The organism is Leucobacter insecticola (assembly GCF_011382965.1).
GTDB classification, from domain to species: Bacteria; Actinomycetota; Actinomycetes; order Actinomycetales; family Microbacteriaceae; genus Leucobacter; species Leucobacter insecticola.
On sequence record NZ_CP049934.1, the window covers coordinates 1426571 to 1446094 of the forward strand.

At 62.0% G+C, this 19524-nt stretch carries 13 protein-coding genes and 3 pseudogenes; 8 read left to right on the forward strand and 8 right to left on the reverse strand.

The features are described from left to right. Positions 1–4: 4 nt before the first annotated feature. The gene (locus G7067_RS06525; protein WP_166322898.1) at positions 5–913 is read right to left on the reverse strand and encodes a hypothetical protein; all 909 of its coding nucleotides are present in this window, start codon (positions 911–913) and stop codon (positions 5–7) included. A gap of 497 nt (positions 914–1410) precedes the next feature. Between G7067_RS06525 and G7067_RS06530 the strand changes: the two genes are divergently transcribed. After that, positions 1411–2394: a type IV toxin-antitoxin system AbiEi family antitoxin domain-containing protein gene (locus G7067_RS06530; protein WP_166322900.1), complete on the forward strand. Its 984-nt coding sequence runs from the start codon at positions 1411–1413 to the stop codon at positions 2392–2394. Positions 2395–2612: 218 nt separating this feature from the next. On the opposite strand, the gene metX is transcribed toward G7067_RS06530, so the two are convergent. Both metX and G7067_RS06540 read right to left on the reverse strand, forming a co-directional pair. Next, the gene (gene metX, locus G7067_RS06535; RefSeq protein WP_166322902.1) at positions 2613–3818 is read right to left on the reverse strand and encodes a homoserine O-acetyltransferase MetX; all 1206 of its coding nucleotides are present in this window, start codon (positions 3816–3818) and stop codon (positions 2613–2615) included. Positions 3819–3866: 48 nt separating this feature from the next. After that, on the reverse strand, positions 3867–5192 hold the full coding sequence (locus tag G7067_RS06540) for a bifunctional o-acetylhomoserine/o-acetylserine sulfhydrylase (RefSeq protein ID WP_166322904.1): 1326 nt from the start codon (positions 5190–5192) through the stop codon (positions 3867–3869). Between the two features lie 223 nt (positions 5193–5415). Between G7067_RS06540 and G7067_RS06545 the strand changes: the two genes are divergently transcribed. The 3 genes from G7067_RS06545 to G7067_RS06555 all read left to right on the forward strand — a co-directional run bounded on the left by G7067_RS06545 (position 5416) and on the right by G7067_RS06555 (position 8322). Continuing rightward, positions 5416–6186 carry an SDR family oxidoreductase gene (locus G7067_RS06545; RefSeq protein ID WP_166322906.1) on the forward strand — a complete coding sequence of 257 codons (771 nt, stop codon included), beginning with the start codon at positions 5416–5418 and terminating at the stop codon, positions 6184–6186. Between the two features lie 2 nt (positions 6187–6188). Continuing rightward, entirely contained in the window at positions 6189–6893 is a 705-nt protein-coding gene (locus tag G7067_RS06550) for a uracil-DNA glycosylase (RefSeq protein ID WP_166322908.1), read from the forward strand. A 133-nt stretch (positions 6894–7026) separates the two neighbouring features. After that, positions 7027–8322 (forward strand): ATP-binding protein, encoded by a 1296-nt coding sequence (locus G7067_RS06555; protein ID WP_166322910.1) that lies wholly within the window; start codon positions 7027–7029, stop codon positions 8320–8322. On the opposite strand, the gene G7067_RS06560 is transcribed toward G7067_RS06555, so the two are convergent. Beyond that, positions 8319–9335 carry an agmatinase family protein gene (locus G7067_RS06560; RefSeq protein ID WP_166322912.1) on the reverse strand — a complete coding sequence of 339 codons (1017 nt, stop codon included), beginning with the start codon at positions 9333–9335 and terminating at the stop codon, positions 8319–8321. The two genes, G7067_RS06555 and G7067_RS06560, sit on opposite strands and share 4 nt — an antisense overlap. Positions 9336–9506: 171 nt before the next feature. On the opposite strand from G7067_RS06560, the pseudogene hutH reads away from it, so the two are divergent. The 4 genes and pseudogenes from hutH (at position 9507) to G7067_RS06580 (ending at position 14245) form a co-directional block, all read left to right on the forward strand. Continuing rightward, a pseudogene (hutH, locus tag G7067_RS06565) lies at positions 9507–11089 on the forward strand (histidine ammonia-lyase). Positions 11090–11115: 26 nt separating this feature from the next. Further along, positions 11116–12207 (forward strand): aminotransferase class I/II-fold pyridoxal phosphate-dependent enzyme, encoded by a 1092-nt coding sequence (locus G7067_RS06570; protein WP_166322914.1) that lies wholly within the window; start codon positions 11116–11118, stop codon positions 12205–12207. A 14-nt stretch (positions 12208–12221) separates the two neighbouring features. Beyond that, positions 12222–13328 carry an MFS transporter gene (locus tag G7067_RS06575; protein ID WP_205881216.1) on the forward strand — a complete coding sequence of 369 codons (1107 nt, stop codon included), beginning with the start codon at positions 12222–12224 and terminating at the stop codon, positions 13326–13328. A 141-nt stretch (positions 13329–13469) separates the two neighbouring features. Beyond that, positions 13470–14245 (forward strand): annotated as a pseudogene (locus G7067_RS06580) (IclR family transcriptional regulator). A gap of 6 nt (positions 14246–14251) precedes the next feature. On the opposite strand, the gene G7067_RS06585 reads toward G7067_RS06580, so the two are convergent. The 4 genes and pseudogenes from G7067_RS06585 to G7067_RS06600 all read right to left on the reverse strand — a co-directional run bounded on the left by G7067_RS06585 (position 14252) and on the right by G7067_RS06600 (position 19495). Beyond that, positions 14252–15601 (reverse strand): MFS transporter, encoded by a 1350-nt coding sequence (locus G7067_RS06585; RefSeq protein ID WP_166322916.1) that lies wholly within the window; start codon positions 15599–15601, stop codon positions 14252–14254. A gap of 12 nt (positions 15602–15613) precedes the next feature. Next, positions 15614–17062 carry an FGGY-family carbohydrate kinase gene (locus G7067_RS06590; RefSeq protein ID WP_166322918.1) on the reverse strand — a complete coding sequence of 483 codons (1449 nt, stop codon included), beginning with the start codon at positions 17060–17062 and terminating at the stop codon, positions 15614–15616. Positions 17063–17104: 42 nt separating this feature from the next. Further along, positions 17105–17892: pseudogene (locus G7067_RS06595) on the reverse strand (SDR family oxidoreductase). A gap of 127 nt (positions 17893–18019) precedes the next feature. Then, positions 18020–19495, reverse strand: coding sequence for an FAD-binding oxidoreductase (locus tag G7067_RS06600; RefSeq protein ID WP_244301309.1), 1476 nt, complete (start codon positions 19493–19495; stop codon positions 18020–18022). Between the last annotated feature and the right edge of the window lie 29 nt (positions 19496–19524).

Genomic DNA, 19524 nt, shown 5'->3' on the forward strand with positions numbered 1-19524 from the left:
TGCACTATTTCTTCTTCTCTGCGCCGTACTTCGCGAGCAGGGCGTCGAGCTTTGCACGGTGTTCATCAACGAACTTCTGCTCAATCTCGAACAACGCCTCTTGCTGCTTCGCGTCGTAGTTGAGATCTTTCTTGCAGCGGGCATCAGCGGTAGCGACCGCGATCTCCTTCTTCTGAAACTCCTTCTTCGCCTTTTCGTCCGGCTCCTTGTAATCACCGTCGGGGCCCGGCTCCTGCATCTCTGAGAAGTACTCGTTATTCAGGGCTTGCCTGATCTGATTGGGGGACGAGTACTCGGTGTAGCCAGCTTTCGTCATGCAGTCGAGCCACTTCCGGTCGAGCTCAGCAATCGTCTTGTTGTCCCCTTCGCCCATCAACGGAGCGTACAGATCCTGCATCGCAGTGAAGAGGTCTTTGAACTCCGGATCCTCCGCTGCCCCGAAGGAGGGGTTTTCTTTGGAGTCAACCTCGTGCTGCGCCGCACCATAGCAGCCCTGTTTTTTCCAGTCGTACTCGAAGTAGCCGCCCTCGCTGTCTTCCATGGCCGCCATTTCTTCTTCGGTGGGGGCCGGCCCGTGCAGAGTCTCCCAGTATGCCTCTTGCTCTGACTCGCTGAGCCCGTCAAGGTAGGTCTGATTGGGGTCGACGTATTCGTCGGGATCCGGTTGCAGGCTTTCTCCCCCGGCACCCGGAAAATCAACGATGCCATACCCGTATTGCTCCGCGAATTCCGGAGATCCCCAAACGGGTCCGTCCTCCTCCTCGCCACCTAAGATGGCCATTCCGCTGTGGACGCTCGGCTTGTACTCAAAGCCCTCTTTCGTCATGCACTCGGCGACCAGCTCTTCGACTTGCTGCTGCTGCTTGTCAAACTTTTCCTGTGAGAAATCGTCTGCGCCCCACAGAGCTGACATGTACTTCTGGAGGGCCCTTCTTCGTCCTTTGGCGCGGATTCTGAAGGGCTGCAGCCCGCAAGCGCGAGGGCTGCAAGCACCGCGGTGACCGGGAGTAGCAAGAAATGGAAGCGGGAACTTTGCATGGCAAGACCTCTGTGTGTTCGAGCGGAAGTGTACGGTATACGGGATTTGTATGATGGTGCGATTCTGGGAATAGTAGCGCACTTGCCTGTTATCTGCTCTGGCTTGTGTGTTGGGGTGTGGTCGAGTCCTCCTACCCCGACGAGAAAGCAATCCCCGACGAGAAGCCACTCCCCGTGCGTCGTTGTGGTGCTTTCTCGTCGAGATACTGCATTCTCGTGGGTGGGTGGGCGCCGGGGCGCGGCACTGGGGGCTGGCAATGCAGGGCTGTGATCCTGCGTCCACAGTGCGCGCAGCGAGCGGAACTTGCGAGAATTATCCACGGATTTTTGGTGTGTGGCCCATGTGCTCGCTTATCGTGGCAGCCTGTTCGTGTGCAGCCTGGAAGTTTTGAGGAGATCAGAGACCTCGTTTTCACGCGGAACGAACTGCTTCGAACAGGTGTTTCGGAGCGCGAGATCACCCGCCTGGTTCGAGAGGGATCGATCCTGCGACTCGCACGCGGGCTGTACGCGACTGCACAAGGGCTCGAAAAGCTCAACCCGGAGGGTCGTCACCTGGCTCATGTATTCGCGATCAACCGGACGATGCGGGCCGAGGGTCCATTCGCTTCCAACTCGGCCGCAGTGCTTCACAGCTTGCCGCTGTACCGCTTCACCTCAGCACGGCCACAAGTGCTCGTTACGCACAGAGAGAGCGCCGCAAATACAAGGTACGTTGCGCGCAGGGTCGCCCCTTGCAAGGACGCAGAACTGAGCATCGTAGGCGGGGTGGGCTGCACGAACCTCGAACGTACCGTGCTCGACTTGGCACGTTTCGAGGCGCCCGAGCGTTCTCTGGCCTGTGCGGACGCAGCGATTCAGTTGAAGTTTCCTGCTGACCGAGGCGATGACCTGGCATCTGCCGTGCAAGTTTGGAAGCAAGGCCTGCTGGAGCAACTGGCGCGCATGCACCGCGGCCGTGGCGTCAAGCGGGCGGCGGAGGTGATCCGACTTGCAGATGGAAGTGCTGATTCGCCGCTCGAGAGTGTTGCCAGGCTGCGATTCACGAACGCCGGATACGACGTGGCAACCCAGGTCAAAGTGGCTTTTCCTTCGGGAGAAAAATACTACGTCGACTTTGAGCTACTCGGCCTGAACATCTTGTGCGAAGTAGATGGAAAAGTGAAGTATACGAACGCCGCGCTTCGACGTGGCATAAGTGCTGAGGAAATCGTCTACGAGGAGAAACGGCGGGCCGACAGGATCGAAGGCCGCACCAAGAAACGCCTCGTCCGATTGGGTGCGGCGGAATTGCGCACCCAATCGAGCTTCGCCGTGTGGCTACGCGACTTTGGGATCCCCCTGCCTCGGAGGTAGCTGGGGGACGCAGTCCAGCATGTCGACCCGACGAGAAAGCAATCCCCCGACGAGAACCTACTCCCCGTGCGTCGTTGTGGTGCTTTCTCGTCGAGATACTGCATTCTCGTGAGTGGGTCGGCGCCGGGGCGCGGGTGCAGGATCAGAACCAGGATCAGAATCAGGATCAGGATCAGGATCACAACCAGGATCAGGATCACAACCAGGATCAGGATCAGCTACAGCGCGAGCAACCTGCTCAACTGTGCACCGACGAGTTCAAACTCAATCAGAAACGCGTCGTGGCCAAAGGGGGAGTCGATCCGCGTCGCACGATCACCATCGAGACTGCCGGGAGTGTTGCGCGCGATCTCATCTTGCCCCTCGAGCGTGAAGAGGCGGTCGCTGGGAATACCGAGCACGAGCGTTGGAAGCTCAAGGTGCGCAAGTGCTGCGCTCACACCGCCGCGCCCGCGACCTACGTCGTGAGAATTCATCGCCTGCACGAGCGTGACGTAGCTATTGGCATCGAAACGTCGCGTGAACTTATTGCCGTGGAAGTCAAGGTAGGACTCGACGGCGAAGCGGCCGCCCTTGCCGAGCGGGCTGACCGCGGACTGCCAGGCGCGCCCGAATCGCTCGTCGAGCTCCGTATTGCTGCGATAGTTCAGCAGGGCGAGGCGTCTCGCAGTGGCGAGGCCGTGGTGCGGGCCGATGCCGTCAGGGGCGTCGTAGTAGTTGCCGCCGCGATAGTAAGGATCGGATCGGATCGCCTCAAGCTGCACGAGGTTTAGGCCGATCTGGTCGGCGGTTGTGACCGGGGGAGCCGCGATGACCGCGAGCCGTTCAAGCCGATCCGGTTGACTGATCGCCCACTCCAGAGCATGCATGCCGCCCATCGAGCCACCGATCACGGTGTGGAAACGATCGATGCCGAGCGCGTCGGCGAAACGTGCCGTCGCCGCGACCTGATCCCGAATCGTGAGATACGGAAAACGGCCGCCCCACTCGTGGCCCGTCGGGTCGAGAGACCCCGGCCCGGTCGATCCCTGGCAGCCGCCCAGCACATTCGGCGCGATGATGCAGTACCGACTCGTGTCGAGAGGTTTACCGACGCCGACGATCTCCGTCCACCAGCCATCGGTCTGATGCCCGGGACCAGCGGTGCCCACGAGGTGACTATCGCCCGTGAGTGCGTGGAAGACGAGGATCGCGTTGCTGCGATCAGCGTTCAGCTCACCGAAAGACTCGTACGCGATCCGCGCGTTCGGGATCGTGTCTCCCGACTCCGTAGTGAGTTCGCCGATAGAGACGAAACGACGTTCACCCACCGGATCGCCGTCTCGCCACCCACCAGAGATTGGCGGACGCCCCATGAGCGCACGCAGTTGCGCGTCAGTAATGAAATCGGTGGGGAACGAGTCCTCGGGAGTCTGCCAGTCCATAACTGTCTATTCTGCCGGGTTTGCCGGGCCGTCGCGGCTTTGTTACGGTTACGCGCTTGCCGCCTCGGCCACGACCGCGCGGGCCGCAGCAAAGCCCTTCTCAAGATCGGCCTTGATGTCGTTGATGTGCTCAAGACCGACCGAGAGCCTGATGAGGCCAGGGGTGACACCGGCGCTGAGCTGCTGCTCAGGGCTGAGCTGCGAATGAGTGGTTGAGGCTGGGTGAATGATGAGGCTGCGCACATCGCCGATGTTGGCGACGTGGCTGAACAGCTCCACATTTTCGACGACCGCGCGCCCCGCATCTACGCCGCCCTTGAGTTCGAAGGAGAGCACCGCGCCGACGCCCTTCGGGGCATAGGTGTTGGCGGCCGCATACCACGGGCTCGTCGGCAGTCCTGAGTAGTACACCGTCGCAACGTCTTCGTGAGCATCAAGCCATTCGGCAATTTCCTGCGCGTTTTGAACGTGACGTTCCATGCGTAGCGAGAGCGTTTCGATGCCCTGCAGCAGCAACCACGCACTGAAGGGAGCGATCGCGGCGCCGATATCGCGTAGCAATTGCACGCGCGCTTTGATGATAAACGCCAGGCTGTCTCCGACCGCTCCCGTATAGCTGACCCCGTTGTAAGAGGGATCGGGATCGGTGAGCCCGGGGAACTTCTCGGCGTTCTTCGACCACTCAAACTTGCCTCCGTCGACGATCACACCGCCGAGCGTGGTGCCGTGCCCGCCAAGGAATTTGGTGGCTGAGTGGATCACGATGTCGGCGCCATGCTCGAGCGGACGCACGAGGAAAGGGCTCGCGACCGTGTTGTCGACGAAGAACGGCAGACCGTTTTCATGTGCGACATCCGCGACGGCCCGAATATCGAGAACATTTGAGCGGGGGTTCGCGATGCTCTCGGCAAAAAACAGCTTGGTGTTGGGGCGCACCGCCCGCTGCCAGGCTGCCGGATCATCCTGATCCTCGACAAACGTGACCTCGACACCCAGCTTTGCGAGGGTGTACTTGAAGAGATTGTAGGTGCCACCGTAGATCGAACTCGATGACACAATGTGGTCGCCTGCCTGTGCGATGTTGAGCACGGCGATGGTGGAGGCCGCCTGGCCGCTTGAGAGCAACAGCGCGCCAGTGCCACCCTCGAGAGCGGAGACTCGTTCTTCGGCGACAGCCTGGGTTGGGTTTGTGATGCGTGTGTAGATCGGGCCAAACTCGGTCAGGGCGAAACGATTTGCGGCCTGCGTCGCATCATCGAACACGAACGACGAGGTCTGGTGGATCGGGAGCGCACGCGAACCCGTGGTCGGATCGGCTTCTTGGCCGGAGTGGATCTGCTTGGTTTCAAATCCCCAGGTGTTCTGGTCAGTCATGGTATCTCCTTGGCGGGTTCAGTGGCGTCCATTTGCTCGATAGCGTGCTGAGAACGACACTACGGAGCTAGCCTGGCAAAAACAATGAAGGCGGACATGTGGCGTAACTTTCGTGGTGCCCTGTCCTCAGGCCTTTCGCCTGACCAGCGCGGTGGACGTGGCGCAGGAGCATTCTTCGCGCAGGGATAAGCTCGTTGGTGTAAGACGAATAAGGAGAGAAAACGTGCTGAAGCGGGTAGTGGTGACCGGGGCGAGTTCCGGAATTGGGGCGGCGACCGTCCGGCGTTTTGCGGAGCTCGGGTGGCAGACGGTTGCGGTGGCGCGCCGAGAGGATCGCCTGCGGGCGCTCGCTGAAGAAACGGGCGCACACGTGATCGTGTGCGATGTTACCGATGAGGAGCAGGTGTCGCGACTCGCAGCCGAGGTTGCGGCCAGCGGTGGGGCTACGGCGCTCGTCAATAACGCGGGTGGCGCGCTCGGCGCTGACTCCGTCGAGCATTCTTCCAACGACGATTGGCGCGCCATGTTTGAGGTCAACGTCATCGGCCTCCGTTCGGTGACCGCCGCGCTGCTCCCGGTGCTCCGAGAGGGGGCAAGGAAGACAGGCTGGGCGTCGATCCTGAATCTGACCTCGACCGCCGGTCTCGATGCGTACCCGGGTGGCGGTGGCTACAACGCCGCAAAGTTCGCGGCTCACGCGGTGACGAGCGCACTGCGGCTTGAACTGGCCGGCGAGCCGATCCGGGTGATGGAGCTCGCACCGGGCCTTGTGCACACGGAAGAGTTCACGCTCAATCGTTTGCGCGGGGATGCCGAGGCGGCCGCGAAGCCGTATCTTGACGTCACGCCGCTGACGGCTGACGATGTTGCCCGCGTCCTCGTGGGTGCCTTCCAACAGCCGCCGTATGTGAATCAGGATCTCATTGTGCTCCGCCCCGTGGCGCAATCGAGCGTCTTTCACACGCACCGCGGACCCCTCGCGCCGAAAGTGTAGCCGTGCCGAAGACGCTGAGCGAGATGGCCGAGAACGGGATCATTGCTGCAGACTGGGCGGAGGCGCTTGAGCCGATGGGTTCCCAGCTCGGGGATCTTGGCAAGTTCTTGAACGAGGAGCGCGCCGCGGGGCGACAGATTCTTCCGGCGGGGGACCGGATCCTCGCCGCCTTCCAGCGACCGCTCGCAGATGTGCGCGTGTTGATTGTGGGCCAGGATCCCTACCCCACTCCCGGACACGCGATCGGACTGTCGTTTGCGACCTCGGCCGACGTGAGGCCGATCCCGCGCAGCCTGCAAAACATCTATCGAGAGTTGCACGATGATCTTGGAATCGCGCCCGCCGCGCACGGCGATCTAACTGCCTGGGCGGACCAGGGGGTGCTGCTCCTCAACCGGGTACTCACCGTGCGCGCGGGCGACGCGGGTTCGCACCGCCGTATGGGATGGGAAGCGTTCACCGAGCTGGCGATCAGGGCGCTCGTGGCGCGCGGCGGTCCGCTCGTCGCGATCCTGTGGGGGAACGATGCGAGATCTCTCGCGCCGATGCTGCGGGATCCCGTGACTGGCAGGGAAGTGCCGAGGATCGAGAGCCCCCACCCGTCCCCGCTTTCCGCGTCGCGCGGTTTCTTTGGTTCGCGACCCTTCAGCCGGGCCAACGCGGCGCTTGAGGCTCAGGGGGCGGCCCCCGTGGATTGGCGGGTCTAGCGGCCATATTGTGGTTTACGAAACGGTACAGTATTTGGTTACGAAATGGTACAATTTATCGTTACGAAACGGTATGGTTTAGAGGGGTGAGGTGGTGCTCTAGGAATCCCCGCTTCGGATTGGAGAACCTGTCTTGCCTGTCAGTGCTTACACTCCGCGAGTCATAGACCGTGAGCTAGCCGAGATTTTTGAAGAGCTTCCCGCGATTGCTCTTGACGGTGCGAAAGGCGTGGGGAAGACCTCGTCCGCTCAACGACTCTGCGCGACACAAATTTCGTTCGATGACACGGAAGATGCAACGCTGTTTCGGGCAGATCCCGCTTTGCTTACGCGCATGCCCAGGCCGATCCTGATTGATGAATGGCAGCGCATCCCCGAGAGCTGGGATCGAGTGCGACGGGCGGTCGATGAAGATGAGTCTGCGAGTCAGTTCCTATTGACGGGGAGCGAGCCGCCAGCAGGCACTCCGATCCACTCGGGCGCTGGAAGGATTATTCGCCTGCGTATGCGGCCCATGTCGCTTGCGGAACGGCCCGGGCTTGCCGGGATGCAGACAGTTAGCCTTGGGGAGATGCTTGCCCAGACGGGTACTCCTATTTCGGGGACTTCGCCCCTTGGGTTTGACGGGTACATCCAGGAGATTTGCAGGACCGGATTGCCGGGTCTGCAAGGGCTCTCCCCGCGCGCGCACCGCGCCGCACTGGCTTCGTATGTATCAAATACTGTGGAGCATGAGTTTGAACAGTTTGGGGTAAGGCTGAGGAATCCCGTGCAGTTGATGGCATGGTTGCGCGCCTATGCTGCTGCGGCCTCGACCACGACCTCGTACAATAATCTCCTTGACGCCGCAACGGCTGGTCAAAGCAACAAACCTGCCCGGGGCACAGTTACCAGCTACCGGGATACGCTCGAGGCAATTCGTGTGATCGAGCCGCTGCTGGCCTGGAGTCCGAGCGTGAGTAGGCTGCATGAGCTCGCTCAGGCGCCCAAACACCATATCTTCGACCCGGGCGTTGCGGCTCACTTGCTTGATCTTCGGGCAGAAGATCTCATTGGTGTTCCTACTCGCGGAGATTTGACTACTCGACGGACACGGGGCCTCAACCTTCTGGGTCCCCTCTTTGAATCTCTCGCCACGCTGTGTCTTCGGGTATATGCACAGGCGAGCGAGTCGCGAGTTTTTCACTTACGCACGCATCGCGGCCTTCAAGAAATAGACCTTATCGTGGAGAAACCAGACGGATCCGTCATGGCATGCGAAGTAAAACTTGCGCCCGTGGTCGAGGATTCGGACGTTAAACACTTGCTTTGGCTCCGAGAGAAATTGGGTGATCAAGCACATGAACTCGCCGTGATTTCAACAGGAAAACACGCGTACCGGAGGCCCGATGGCATCGCCGTGATCCCTCTCGCGCTGCTGGGACCCTAACGATGTATGGAGCCGGGGCGATCTTGCTGCGGCGGACTGGAGGGTGTGGCGCGGCCCAGTCGTTGTGCAAGGCCAGCCGCGGCCTCGAGTACGCAGAGGGCGGCGAGGCGCACGGTGCGGCCGTCGGGGGCGTCAGCGGTCGCGTCGACCTCGGCGATATCGATGCCGCGGACTCTGGGGTCGGTGGCGAGTAGCCGGGTGATGGCTCGCAGCTCGTGGGCTTGGATCCCGCCCGGGATCGATGCCGGGCAGCCGGGAGCGACGGATCGGTCGCACACATCAACATCGAGATCAACGTGGATGGGTCCACCCGCCGCGCCCGCGATCTCGAGCGCCTCGGCCGTGATCTCGCGCAGTGGCCGCTCGTGCAATTCGTCGCGGTGGATCACGGTGATACCCCAGTCGCGGGCCCGCTGCCGATACGCCCGGGAGTTCGCAAAGTCGGCGATCCCGATCTGCACAATGCGCCGCGGATCGAGCCCCGCATCCACAAGCCGGCGCACGGGGGAGCCATTACTGCGGCCGTCACGCAGGTCGTGGTGCGCATCGAGGGTGATGATGCCAGCGGTGCTGAGGCTTTTGCCAGCGACGCCGAGCGCTGCAGGCACCGTGAGCGCGTTGTCGCCGCCGAGAGCGACAACAAGTTCAGAGAGGCGCGCGAGCTCAGCGACCTTTGCTGTTGCGGTGATCTCGCCCGCTTCGGAATCGGGATCTGTGACGTTGCCTGCGTCGACGATGCGCAGTGCCTCGTCGATCACGAGCTCCGCTTCAGTTCCGCGGGCGCTGGGAAGGCCTGCGGCGACCAGGTGGCCCGAGTATCGCCTGAGGGCCTGCCGCACGGCATCCGGTGTCTCGTGTGCGTTGCTGCGGGAGAGGGAGGTGCGCGAAGTGGGGATCCCTATGAGTGCGAGATCCGCCCGCTCGGAGGGTGCAGGCGCGGGCCAGCCGCCGGTGCGCGGCCAGGCGGGATCGTGGGCGAGGGACGCGGCAGGCGTGGGGGTGGTGTGGCTCATGTTAGCGACCGTAGCAAACCGGGTGAATGCTGACCGTGCACTCGCGTGCTTGACGTCTGGGATTACAGATGCACACGAGTTTTCTTCATATATCCGCATCTCTTGAATGAGTCTGTAATCCCAGACCTAATGCTAAGAATCCGCCCCATGCGGTTGATCCTCTTCGCTTGGATGGACACCATGAACCATTACGCACTCACCCCGATTATTCTCGGAGCCTCACCGCTGACCGTCTCCGATGTCGTCTCCGTTGCCCGATACGAGGCGCCCGTTGAAATCTCGCCTGGCGCACTCGAACGTGTCGCCGCCAGTCAGCAGGTCATTGCAGACCTCGCCAATGACACCAAGCCGCACTACGGCGTCTCAACAGGATTCGGGGCGCTCGCAAACGTGCAGATCCCAGTGGAGAAACGCCAGCAGTTGCAGCGCAGCCTGATCCGCTCCCACGCTGCTGGCACCGGCCCCGAGGTGGAGCGCGAGGTTGTGCGTGCCCTCATGCTGCTGCGCCTGAACACGCTCGCGAGCGGCCGCACCGGAGTACGGCCCATCGTTGTCGAGACCTACGCCGCGATCCTGAATGCCGGAATCACCCCCGTTGTGCATGAGTACGGTTCCCTCGGCTGCTCGGGAGATCTCAGCCCGCTCGCGCACTGCGCGCTCACGCTAATGGGGGAGGGGGAAGTGCGTGTGAATAAGGATCCGCACGCCGCGCCGATCCCCGCCGCCGAGGCGCTCGCCGCAGCCGGGATCACCCCGGTTGTGCTCGCCGAGAAGGAGGGCCTCGCCCTCATCAACGGCACTGACGGCATGCTCGGCATGCTCTGCCTCGCGCTGCACGATCTCGAAAACCTGCTGCGCACCGCCGACATCGCTGCCGCCGCGAGCGTCGAAGGGCTCACCGGCACCGACGCGGTGTTCGCCCCGAACTGCAGGCGCTCCGCCCGCACCCGGGGCAGGCCGCCGCCGCCGCGAATATGCTTCGGGTGCTCGAAGGTTCAACGCTGATCCAGCGGCCTAGCGAAGAGGAGTTCACCCGGGTACAGGATGCCTACTCGCTGCGCTGCGCCCCGCAGGTGCACGGCGCCGCCCGCGATACGGCAGCCCACGCCGCAAATGTAGCCGCGATTGAGCTCACCGCGGCCATCGACAACCCTGTCGTGCTGTCCGACGGCCGCGTCGAATCGAACGGCAATTTCCACGGAGCACCGGTCGCGTATGTGCTTGATTTTCTTGCGATCGCGGTCGCCGACCTTGCGAGCATTTCAGAACGCCGCACTGATCGGTTTCTTGACGTCTCTCGCAACCACGGACTGCCGCCATTTCTCGCGGCCGATGCCGGGCTCGATTCTGGCCTCATGATCGCCCAGTACACCGCGGCTGGCATCGTTTCCGAACTCAAACGGCTTGCGGCTCCTGCGTCGGTTGACTCGATCCCGTCGTCGGCGATGCAGGAGGATCACGTCTCGATGGGGTGGCACGCTGGCCGCAAACTGCGTCGCGCGCTCGACGGCCTTGCCCGGGTGCTCGGGATCGAACTGCTCGCCTCGACCCGCGCGCTCGACTTCCGCGTCAACGATCCTGAGCTTGGCGAACCCGGTGCCGCAACTGCCGCGGTGCACGCGCTCTTTCGCACCAGGATCCCCGCACCCGACACCGACACTTTCCTGTCGCCGACCATTACCTCGGCTCACGAGTTTGTCGCGAGCGGGGCGGTACTCAGAGAAGCTGAGCGCGTGCTTGGCGCATTGAAATAGCCACGATTACTTCAAGAGGAGTTCACATGTCTGGCACTTTCGTCACACCGCAGCCGCGCCCGGAGCTCATGGAGCTCCCCGCGTACCGCGCCGGGAAACCGGCGGCCGTGGTGCCTGGCCTGACGCCGCTCAAGCTCTCTTCGAACGAGCGAAGTGAGGGGCCGAGCGCGGCCGTTCGTGCGCGGCTACTCGAAGAGTTCGCCTTCAACCGCTACCCGGATCCGATGAACACAGAGTTGTGTGTAGCGCTGGCGGCGCGGCTCGGGGTTTCGGCTGAACAGATTGTCACGGAGAGTGGCAGTCTTGGGGCACTGCGGCTGCTGCTTGACGTGCTGATCCCTCGCAGTGGGGGAGGTGAAGCTCCAGCCGAGATTGTGTACCCCTGGCGGTCCTTCGAGGCCTATCCGATTCTGGCTTCGGTTGCCGGGGCAACCGGGATCCCGGTGCCGCTCGCGGTCGACGGCACGAACGATCTCGAGGCGATGGCCGATGCGATCACACCGCACACGCGTGCGGTGTTTGTGTGCACGCCCAATAACCCGACCGGGCCGATTATCACCCGAGAACAGTTCGCTGATTTTATGCGACGGGTGCCCGCGAACGTGCTGGTGATCGTTGACGAGGCTTACACCGAGTATGTCGATGATCCGGAGGCGCTCGACGGCATCGTGGCGTTCTCCGAACACTCCAATATTGCGGTACTGCGGACCTTCTCCAAAGCTCACGGTCTCGCGGGGCTGCGGGTGGGATATGCGGTGGTGTCTCGGGAACTCGCCGATGCGATGTGGCGGATCCGCCCGACCTTCGCTGTGACGGCTCTCGCCGAGCGTGCGGCGGTGCTTGCTCTGGCGGATACGGAGGGGCTCGCCGCGCACGTCGCCGAAGTTCAGCACGGACGGCGCGCGATCATAAATGCGCTTCGGGATGTGGGGGAGCATCCGCTCGAATCTCAATCCAACTTCGTGTGGTTTGTGCCGAGGGATCCTGACTCGTTTGAAGCGTGTGCGGCTCGCGCCGCGATCTCGGTGCGTCGGCTCGACGGTGGGATCAGAATCACGGTGGGCGACGCCGCAGCGACCGAACGGGTGCTCGCGCTCATCGCCGACGCGGAGCACTGAGTGGCATGGTTCGCGTGGCAGTTGACAGCGGTGACCAGCTCGATTCGCCCGCGGGCTGGCGGGTAGTCTCCGGCACTCACGCGGTCACGGCGGTAACTTTTGGATCGGTCTACGCCTTCTCTGCACTGTTTCCTGGACTGGCTGAAGAATTTGACGCCTCACGCGGACAGATCGCGTTCGTGTTCGCGCTCGCGGCGTTCTGCTACTACGGGCTCGGAGCCATCGCTGGCCAACTCGCCGACCGTTGGCCCGTGCGTCGCATGGTCGTGATCGCCATTGTCGTGATGGTGCTCGGCTACGTGGCCGCAGCGTTCTCGCAGTCACTGCTTGGGCTCTACAATGCCTATTCCATTGCTGGCGGAGTCGGGATCGGCATGTCCTACGTTCCAGCGCTCGGTGCGGTGCAGTCGTGGTTCGTGAGGCGGCGCGCCCTCGCCTCGGGGATCGCGATTGCTGGCCTGGGCGTTGGTACCCTCGTGCTGCCTGCTCTCACGGGAGTGCTGATCCCGGTTCTGGGCTGGCGCGGCTGCCTGCTGTTGCTTGCGGGCATCGTGGCCGTGGTTGGTGGGGCTGCGGCGGTGTTCGTGCGGCAGCGCGAGATGTCAAGGAGTGCCGCTGGGATCCCGGACGAGGAGCCACCGGCGCTTCGCTTTGCGAGGCCGAGAGACGTGTGGCGGCGGCGATCCTTCCCGCTGTTCTATTTCGTAGTGGTACTCGGTTCATTCTGCGTGTTTATTCCCTATGTGCATCTGGTGCCGGCTGCGCAGGATCTGGGCCTCTCACTCGAAGCGGGCACCTCGCTCATCGCGGTCATCGGGGTTGGCAACGTGATCGGGCGCTTCGTGCTGGTGGGGCTCGGAGACCTGATCCCGGCCCGATACTTGCTGGCGATCCTGACCGCCGCGGTAGCGGGGTCCTTTGTGTTCTGGTCGTTCGCTGACAACTACGTCATGCTGGCCGTGTTCGCTTTCGTGTTTGGCGCCGCCTACGGCGGTTGCGTGGGCTCTACCCCGTCGTTGCTGTCGAGTTGTTCGGTGCTCAACGCATCAGCACAGTGCTGGGGTATCTTTACACGGGAGTGGGGATCGCGGCCCTCCTCGGTCCGACGATTGCGGGCCTAGCCTACGACGCGGCGGGTAGCTATCTCCTCGCGATCTTTGGCAGCGCCGCGGGCGCGCTGATCGCCGCCGTGTCCACGCTGCGCCTTCGCCCCGCAGTTGGGCCTGTACAGTTGAAAGAATCATGACCGGAGGAATGCGAGCATGAGCCAAGTGAAGGTCCCCGCGGCCGACCAAACCTTGCGGATCCTGAGCCTGCTCGCCAGGTCTCGCGGCCCGATGGCGGCGAGCATGATCGCCGCCAGACTCGAGTTGCCGCGATCCACCGCCTACCACCTGCTTTCGACGTTGCAGGATCACGGTTTCGTCATGCATCTGCCGGAGCAAAAGCGGTACGGCCTCGGGATCGCGGCCATGGAACTCAGCTCCGCCTACGCGCGGCAGGAGCCACTTGCGCAGTTGGGTCGCCCACTCATTACCGGGCTCGTAGATCGCGTGCATCAGAGCTGCCACCTCGCCGTGCCGCACGGGCGCGATGTGCTCTACATTATTGAGGAGCGAGCACCGGGAGCGCCCTCGCTCGTGAGTGATGTCGACGTGCGGCTTCCGATGCCGCTCACCGCGAGCGGACGCGCGATCCTCGCGGCGCTCCCCAAAGCTCAGGTTCGCGCGTTGTTCCCGAACCGCGAGGCGTTCGTGCACCGCCTCGCAAACGCTGACGGCATTGACCGCTACTCGCGCCTGCGCTCGGTGCTCGACGAGACACAGACCAGAGGCTTTGCCGTGGAACGTGGATCGGTATCAGAAGGCTTTGAATCGGTGGGGTGCCGGTGCTCGATCACCGTGGCTGGCCGGTGGCAGCGATTGCAGTGACGTTCGTGGAAGGTAGCGTGGCCGAGGCGGATCTCCCGGCTCTCGCCAACACGGTCCGCGAGACCGCTGAGACGCTGTCCGCGCGAATCCATGGGCGGGGTGCCTAGGGGCGTCTAAGCTGGCTCAGACTCCTCGGCGGGTGCTGTGGGATCCGAAGCAGGTGCCGTCAGCGTGTCTTGCGTCTTACGGCGCTTGACAAGTAACGAGAAATACATCGCGGCAAGCGCACCAATCACGCCAATGCCCGCGCTGACGATGAAGAACACATCGTTTGCCCCTGCAACGTCGTCGCCAAAGCCGTTGTAAATCGCGTTGCTGATCCACGGAATGATGAGGTCGGGGAGGTACCCGAAGAACGAGATGACGCCGATCGCGATACCCACAACGGCCGGGGGAACGCGCGTCTCGTCAAGAACTGACCAGTACACGCCGCGAATCACGTAGACGAGTAGGCCCGCGGCAACGATAAGGACGTAGATGAGCCCGAGCGGCGCGCCACCGGGAAGCAGCGCGAGCGTAACGAGCAGCGCTGCCGTGACGAACATCGAAATGGAGAGAATCCGTGAGCGGCCGTACTTGTCGGCAAGGAAGCCGCCGCCGAAGCCACCGATCGGTCGCATCCACAGCACGATCACGGTGACCACGCCCGCGCCCACCTGGCCCACGCCGTGATTCACGTTGAGGTAGCCGGAAAAGTAGTAGTGTGCCCAAAACAGCGTGTAGCCGCAGAAAATGATCAACATCATCACCCACACCTCGCGGATCTTCAGGATCTGCGCAAACGCTGAGAACACAGACTGCTTTGACTCCTCGACCGGAGCCGTGACAGATGCTGCCGCGCGCGCGAGCTGCTCTTTGCGGTTGGGCATCAGGAAGAACAACGCGACCGCAATCAGGATGATTGCGCCACAGTACATATAGACGACCGCTTGGAACCCGGCCTTCGTATCGGCAAAGGAGTGGGCTCCGGCCCCGGCGACCCAGCTAAAGATCCCGATCGCGAGACTCGCAAGCACCGCCTCGACCAGACCGCGGCCGCCGTCGAGCGCGCCGAAGTAGCGTCCTTCCTCGCTCTCATCCGCGAGGAGGTTCACCGATTTCAGGATCGCGCTCCAGAATGTGAATACCGTTGCAAAACCCCAGACCAAGAAGATGGGAAGCAAAAACGCGCTATCGGGAATCTGAGCGTAAAAGATACCGGTTGCCGCCGTGGTGAGCAGTGAGAAAATCACCAGCAGTTTGACGGAAAAACGATCCGCGAGCCAGCCGCTGGGAATGTAGCCGACAATGAAGATGATCCCGAGAGTCGCGTACAAACTCGCGAGTTCTGCTTGGCTGATATCGAACAGCGTGAGGATGGTCTTTTCGAAGTTTTGCCGGAGGTACACCAGCGGATAAATCGATCCAGCGGCAAGGATGAGCAGAGACAGCTCGAAGATCTTCTTCGATGCGAGCTTGGACATAAGGGGTGGCTCCTAGTGGTGGGAAAGGATCTGAGAGGTTCGTTCGAGCAGCGCGTCGGTCTGCGAAGAGATATCTGCGTAGACTTCGCCGAGTTCCGCGTATAGTCCGGTATTTGCAGGGTTTGGGGTGAAGACTTCGGCCTCTCGAGACATGCGCGAGGTAGCGACATCAAAATCTGGGTAGATTCCGCAGGCCACGGCAGCGCAGATAGCGGCGCCCAGGCCGGCCGCGCCGCGCATTTCGTTTCTTGCTGCAGGCACGTTGAAGACATCAGCAAAGATCTGCATGCACACGTCGCTGTTCGCACCACCGCCAGAGATCACGAGTTTCTCAATTCTGGTGCCTAGCTCCGCCTCCATCTCGGCGACGTTTTGCCGCATGCGGAAGGCGATGCCCTCAAGGATCGAGCGGTACATGTGGGCGTAGCCGTGGCGCTCATCAAAACCGATAAACATGCCCTTCTTGTGCGGCTGGCTGGGCGAGGCCAGCCAATCGAGGACGCACATCAGGCCGTCGGATCCGGCAGGCACCTTGGCCGCGAGCAGATTCAGATACTCCTCGGCGCCGATCCCGAGCTCTGCCGCTCCCTGCGTGACTTCTGCCCCGACCAGATTGCGCAGCCACGATACGGTCCACATACCGCGGCGAATACCAGCACTCTCATACATGTAGCGATCGGGTTCGGAGGCGAAGTTTGTGAAGTACGCCTGTGGAGACTCCGCCACGTTCGATCCGACGACCATCGCGGTGATGTAGGTGCCGAGGGAGACGAGTGCGGCCTTTTCGTCGCGAAGGCCGGCGCCAAGTGCTTCAGCTGCCTTGTCGTTTGCGGTGTGCACGACAGGGAGGCCTGCCGGAATGCCGGTTGCGGCGGCAAACTCGGCGGTCACGTACCCGCCGATATCTCCGGGCTTTTGTAGCGTGTAGAGCATGTCTCGAGGAATGCCCCAGGCCGCAAACGCCTCAGGGTCGGTGAACCAGTCCCAAGTGCGCACGTCCATCGGCCAGGGGCCAATGTAGTTCGCGGCGGTGTCCGTGAAGCTTCCTGTGATGCGGCCCATAAGGTAGCCAGAAGTGGTCGTGACGTAGGCGACGTCATCGGACTCGTGCTCGTACGGTTTCGAGAGGCGGATGTCCATCCAGCTCTGCACAGGGGCCGCGAGCATGCCGTCGGAGCGCACGAGTGCGCGGCAGCAGCGGATCGTGCACAGCCCAACGCCCACGATATCGGCGAGATTGCCACCGTGATCGTCCGTGAACTTCCGGAGCGTTCTTGACGACGCGCTCACCAGCGTGGTGAAGAGATCATCGTCTGGGTGCTCCACCACACCAGCACCCGGTGTGTGCATCGGGGCTAGCTTCTCCGAGGATTCACAAACGACGCTTCCCTCGGTGTCGAAAATGACGACCTTAGTGCTTTGGGACCCTCCGTCGATACCGATGAGGTACTTTTTTGCCATGATTGCGCTGCTCGACTATCTCTGTGTGCTGAGTCCCGCGCGCTAGCGCACGAGGTAGCCGCCATCGACGCTCAGAATATGTCCGTTCACATAGTCGGAGGCGCGGCTGGCCAAGAAAGCAGTCGCTCCCATCAGGTCCTGCGTCTGTCCCCAGCGGCCGGCCGGAATATGATCCAGAATACGCTGGTTTGCTTCGGGATTGGCGCGTGTTTCCGCGGTGAGTGGCGTCGCGTAGTAGCCGGGGCGATCCCGTTCACCTGAATCCCGAAGCCGCCGAGCTCATCGGCGTAGGCCCGTGTGAGCCCAGCGATGCCATGCTTGGTCGCCGTGTAAGCCGGTGACCAGCGGCCCCCCAAGAAGGTAAACACGGAGCAGATGTTGATGATCTTGCCGCTGCGCTGAGGAACCATGAACTTCGCGGCCTCATGTGACATCTCAAAAGCAGCCGTCAGGTTGAGCGCGACCATTGGATCCCACATTTCGCGGGTGAACTTGAGCACGTCGGGCTCGTTGATGCAGCGCCCGGCGCTGTTGACCAGAATGTCGACACTGCCAAATTCGGAGACGCAGCGCTCCACGATCTGTTTGGGCATGCCCTTCGCAGTGATGTCGGCGTCGAGGTATGAGTACTTCGATCCGGCGCCCTCTACGAGTGCCTTCGTCTCTCCGTCATCCGGCATCACGCTCGCCGCCAGCACGTTCGCGCCGAGCTTAGCCAGGGCCACCGAGAAGGCATGACCCAGCCCCGAATTTCCGCCCGTCACGATTGCGTTCTTGCCACGCAGCGAGAAGAAATCGGCGCCGAAGTCGGCAATGTTGAGTTCAGTCATGATGAACCTTTCAAATCAGTGAAAGCGAGGGGCAAACGGGTAGGGGGGTGGGGGCTTGGCGGCTGCTCGTGCGGGGTAGGCGAGCCTTGTGGCGATCCCACCCCGCACAAGTAGCTTGAGAGGGCTCCTACTTCTCTAGTGGGAAGATGGTGCCGCGGTTCATGATGCCGTTTGGATCGAACGCCGACTTCAGAGTCTCAAGCATGTACAGCGAGGAGCCATATTCCTCAGCCAGGAAGTGCGTGCGGTGCTTGCCGACACCGTGATGGTGGCACATGGATCCGCCAAGCTTCAGCGTCTCTTCGACGATGATGTTCTGGATCGGGTCGTGGTAGACCGTACGCTCCTCGGTGGGATCCACATCAATCTTGTAGTAGTACACGAAGTACATGTTGGTGCCATTGAGGTAGCTGTGGCTGGAGTGCCCGCCAAGCAGAGTGAACTGGGCCGGAATCTCAGCACGGATGCGCGCGATGGCGTTCTCGTAGATGTCGCCGATCACGCTCCAGTTGCCCGAGATCTCGGTCGTAAAGCCGTTGACAAGCGTTTCGCGAATTTCGACGCGCTCTTCCTCGATTTTCGAAACGTCCCAGTTGAGATTATTGAACCATTCCTCGATGAGCGCGCCATCGACCCGGTCAAGACCGTCGAATTTGGCAACCGCCTGCTCGATCGCCGTGCCCGTTGCCTCGACGATCCCCTTGGGGCCCTCGGCGACGAAGATAAGAACGCAGCGGCCGTCTGAGAAGTGCTTGAAGTGGTAGAGACCGTCTTCGGAGTCGTAGAGGCGCGCGACCGAGGGGCGGAAGCCCTGGGTGACGACCTCACGAAGTACCTTGAGGCCCGTCTTCATGTCGTCAAGGAGGTAGCCGTAGAACTGGTTGTTCTCGGGGTAGTAGCGGAAGATTTTGACGCTGACCTCGGTGATGAAATTGAGCGCGCCCTCGTTGCCGAGCACGAGGTGGCGGATGTCGGGGCCGGCTGCGCGACGGGGCACGTTCTTGATCCGGCAGATTTCGCCGTTCGGGAAGACGGTCTCGACACCGACGAGCATGTCTTCGATGCCGCCGTACAGCGTCGAGAACTGTCCGATGGAGCGCGTTGCCACAAGGCCGCCAAACTGAGCGAGCGGCTTCGACTGCGGCGAGTGGCCCGTGGTGTATCCGATCTTGCGCAGCTCGGTTTCCAACTGCTCAAGGCCCACACCGCACTGTACGGTGGCGAGCATGTCTTCGGTGTTGATGTTCAGGATCTCGTTCATCAGCGAGCCGTCGACCACGATGGAGTTCTGCACGACGGTCTCGAGACCGCCCTCGGTGGCGCTGCCACCAGTCTTAGGCACGACATTGATGCGGTTCTCGTTGGCGAAGACCAGCACCTTTGCGACCTCTTCGGTGCTGATGGGCTTCACAACCGCGGCGGGAAGCGGCAGTGAGTAGGTGCCGAAGATGTTTTCGACCTTGTAGTAGCGGTCGACGCTGTTTTCCTTGAGCGTCTGCTCGTCGGTGATGACGCGCGCAGGCTCCAACATGGCGGTGTAGGCAGCGACGATCTCTTCGCGGCTGAGCGATGTTGTTGTGGGGTATTGCGTGGTGTTTGACACTGGAGAGTTTCCTTTAGTGGTTGAGCTTC

What these genes read in the sequence shown, in the direction of transcription:
- G7067_RS06560 (WP_166322912.1), bottom strand. Translation starts at nt 9,335, where the DNA reads ATGAGCCACACCACCCCCACGCCTGCCGCGTCCCTCGCCCACGATCCC.
- G7067_RS06525 (WP_166322898.1), bottom strand. Translation starts at nt 913, where the DNA reads ATGTCAGCTCTGTGGGGCGCAGACGATTTCTCACAGGAAAAGTTTGAC.
- metX (WP_166322902.1), bottom strand. Translation starts at nt 3,818, where the DNA reads ATGGACTGGCAGACTCCCGAGGACTCGTTCCCCACCGATTTCATTACT.
- G7067_RS06570 (WP_166322914.1), top strand. Translation starts at nt 11,116, where the DNA reads ATGTCTGGCACTTTCGTCACACCGCAGCCGCGCCCGGAGCTCATGGAG.
- G7067_RS06590 (WP_166322918.1), bottom strand. Translation starts at nt 17,062, where the DNA reads ATGGCAAAAAAGTACCTCATCGGTATCGACGGAGGGTCCCAAAGCACT.
- G7067_RS06540 (WP_166322904.1), bottom strand. Translation starts at nt 5,192, where the DNA reads ATGACTGACCAGAACACCTGGGGATTTGAAACCAAGCAGATCCACTCC.
- G7067_RS06585 (WP_166322916.1), bottom strand. Translation starts at nt 15,601, where the DNA reads ATGTCCAAGCTCGCATCGAAGAAGATCTTCGAGCTGTCTCTGCTCATC.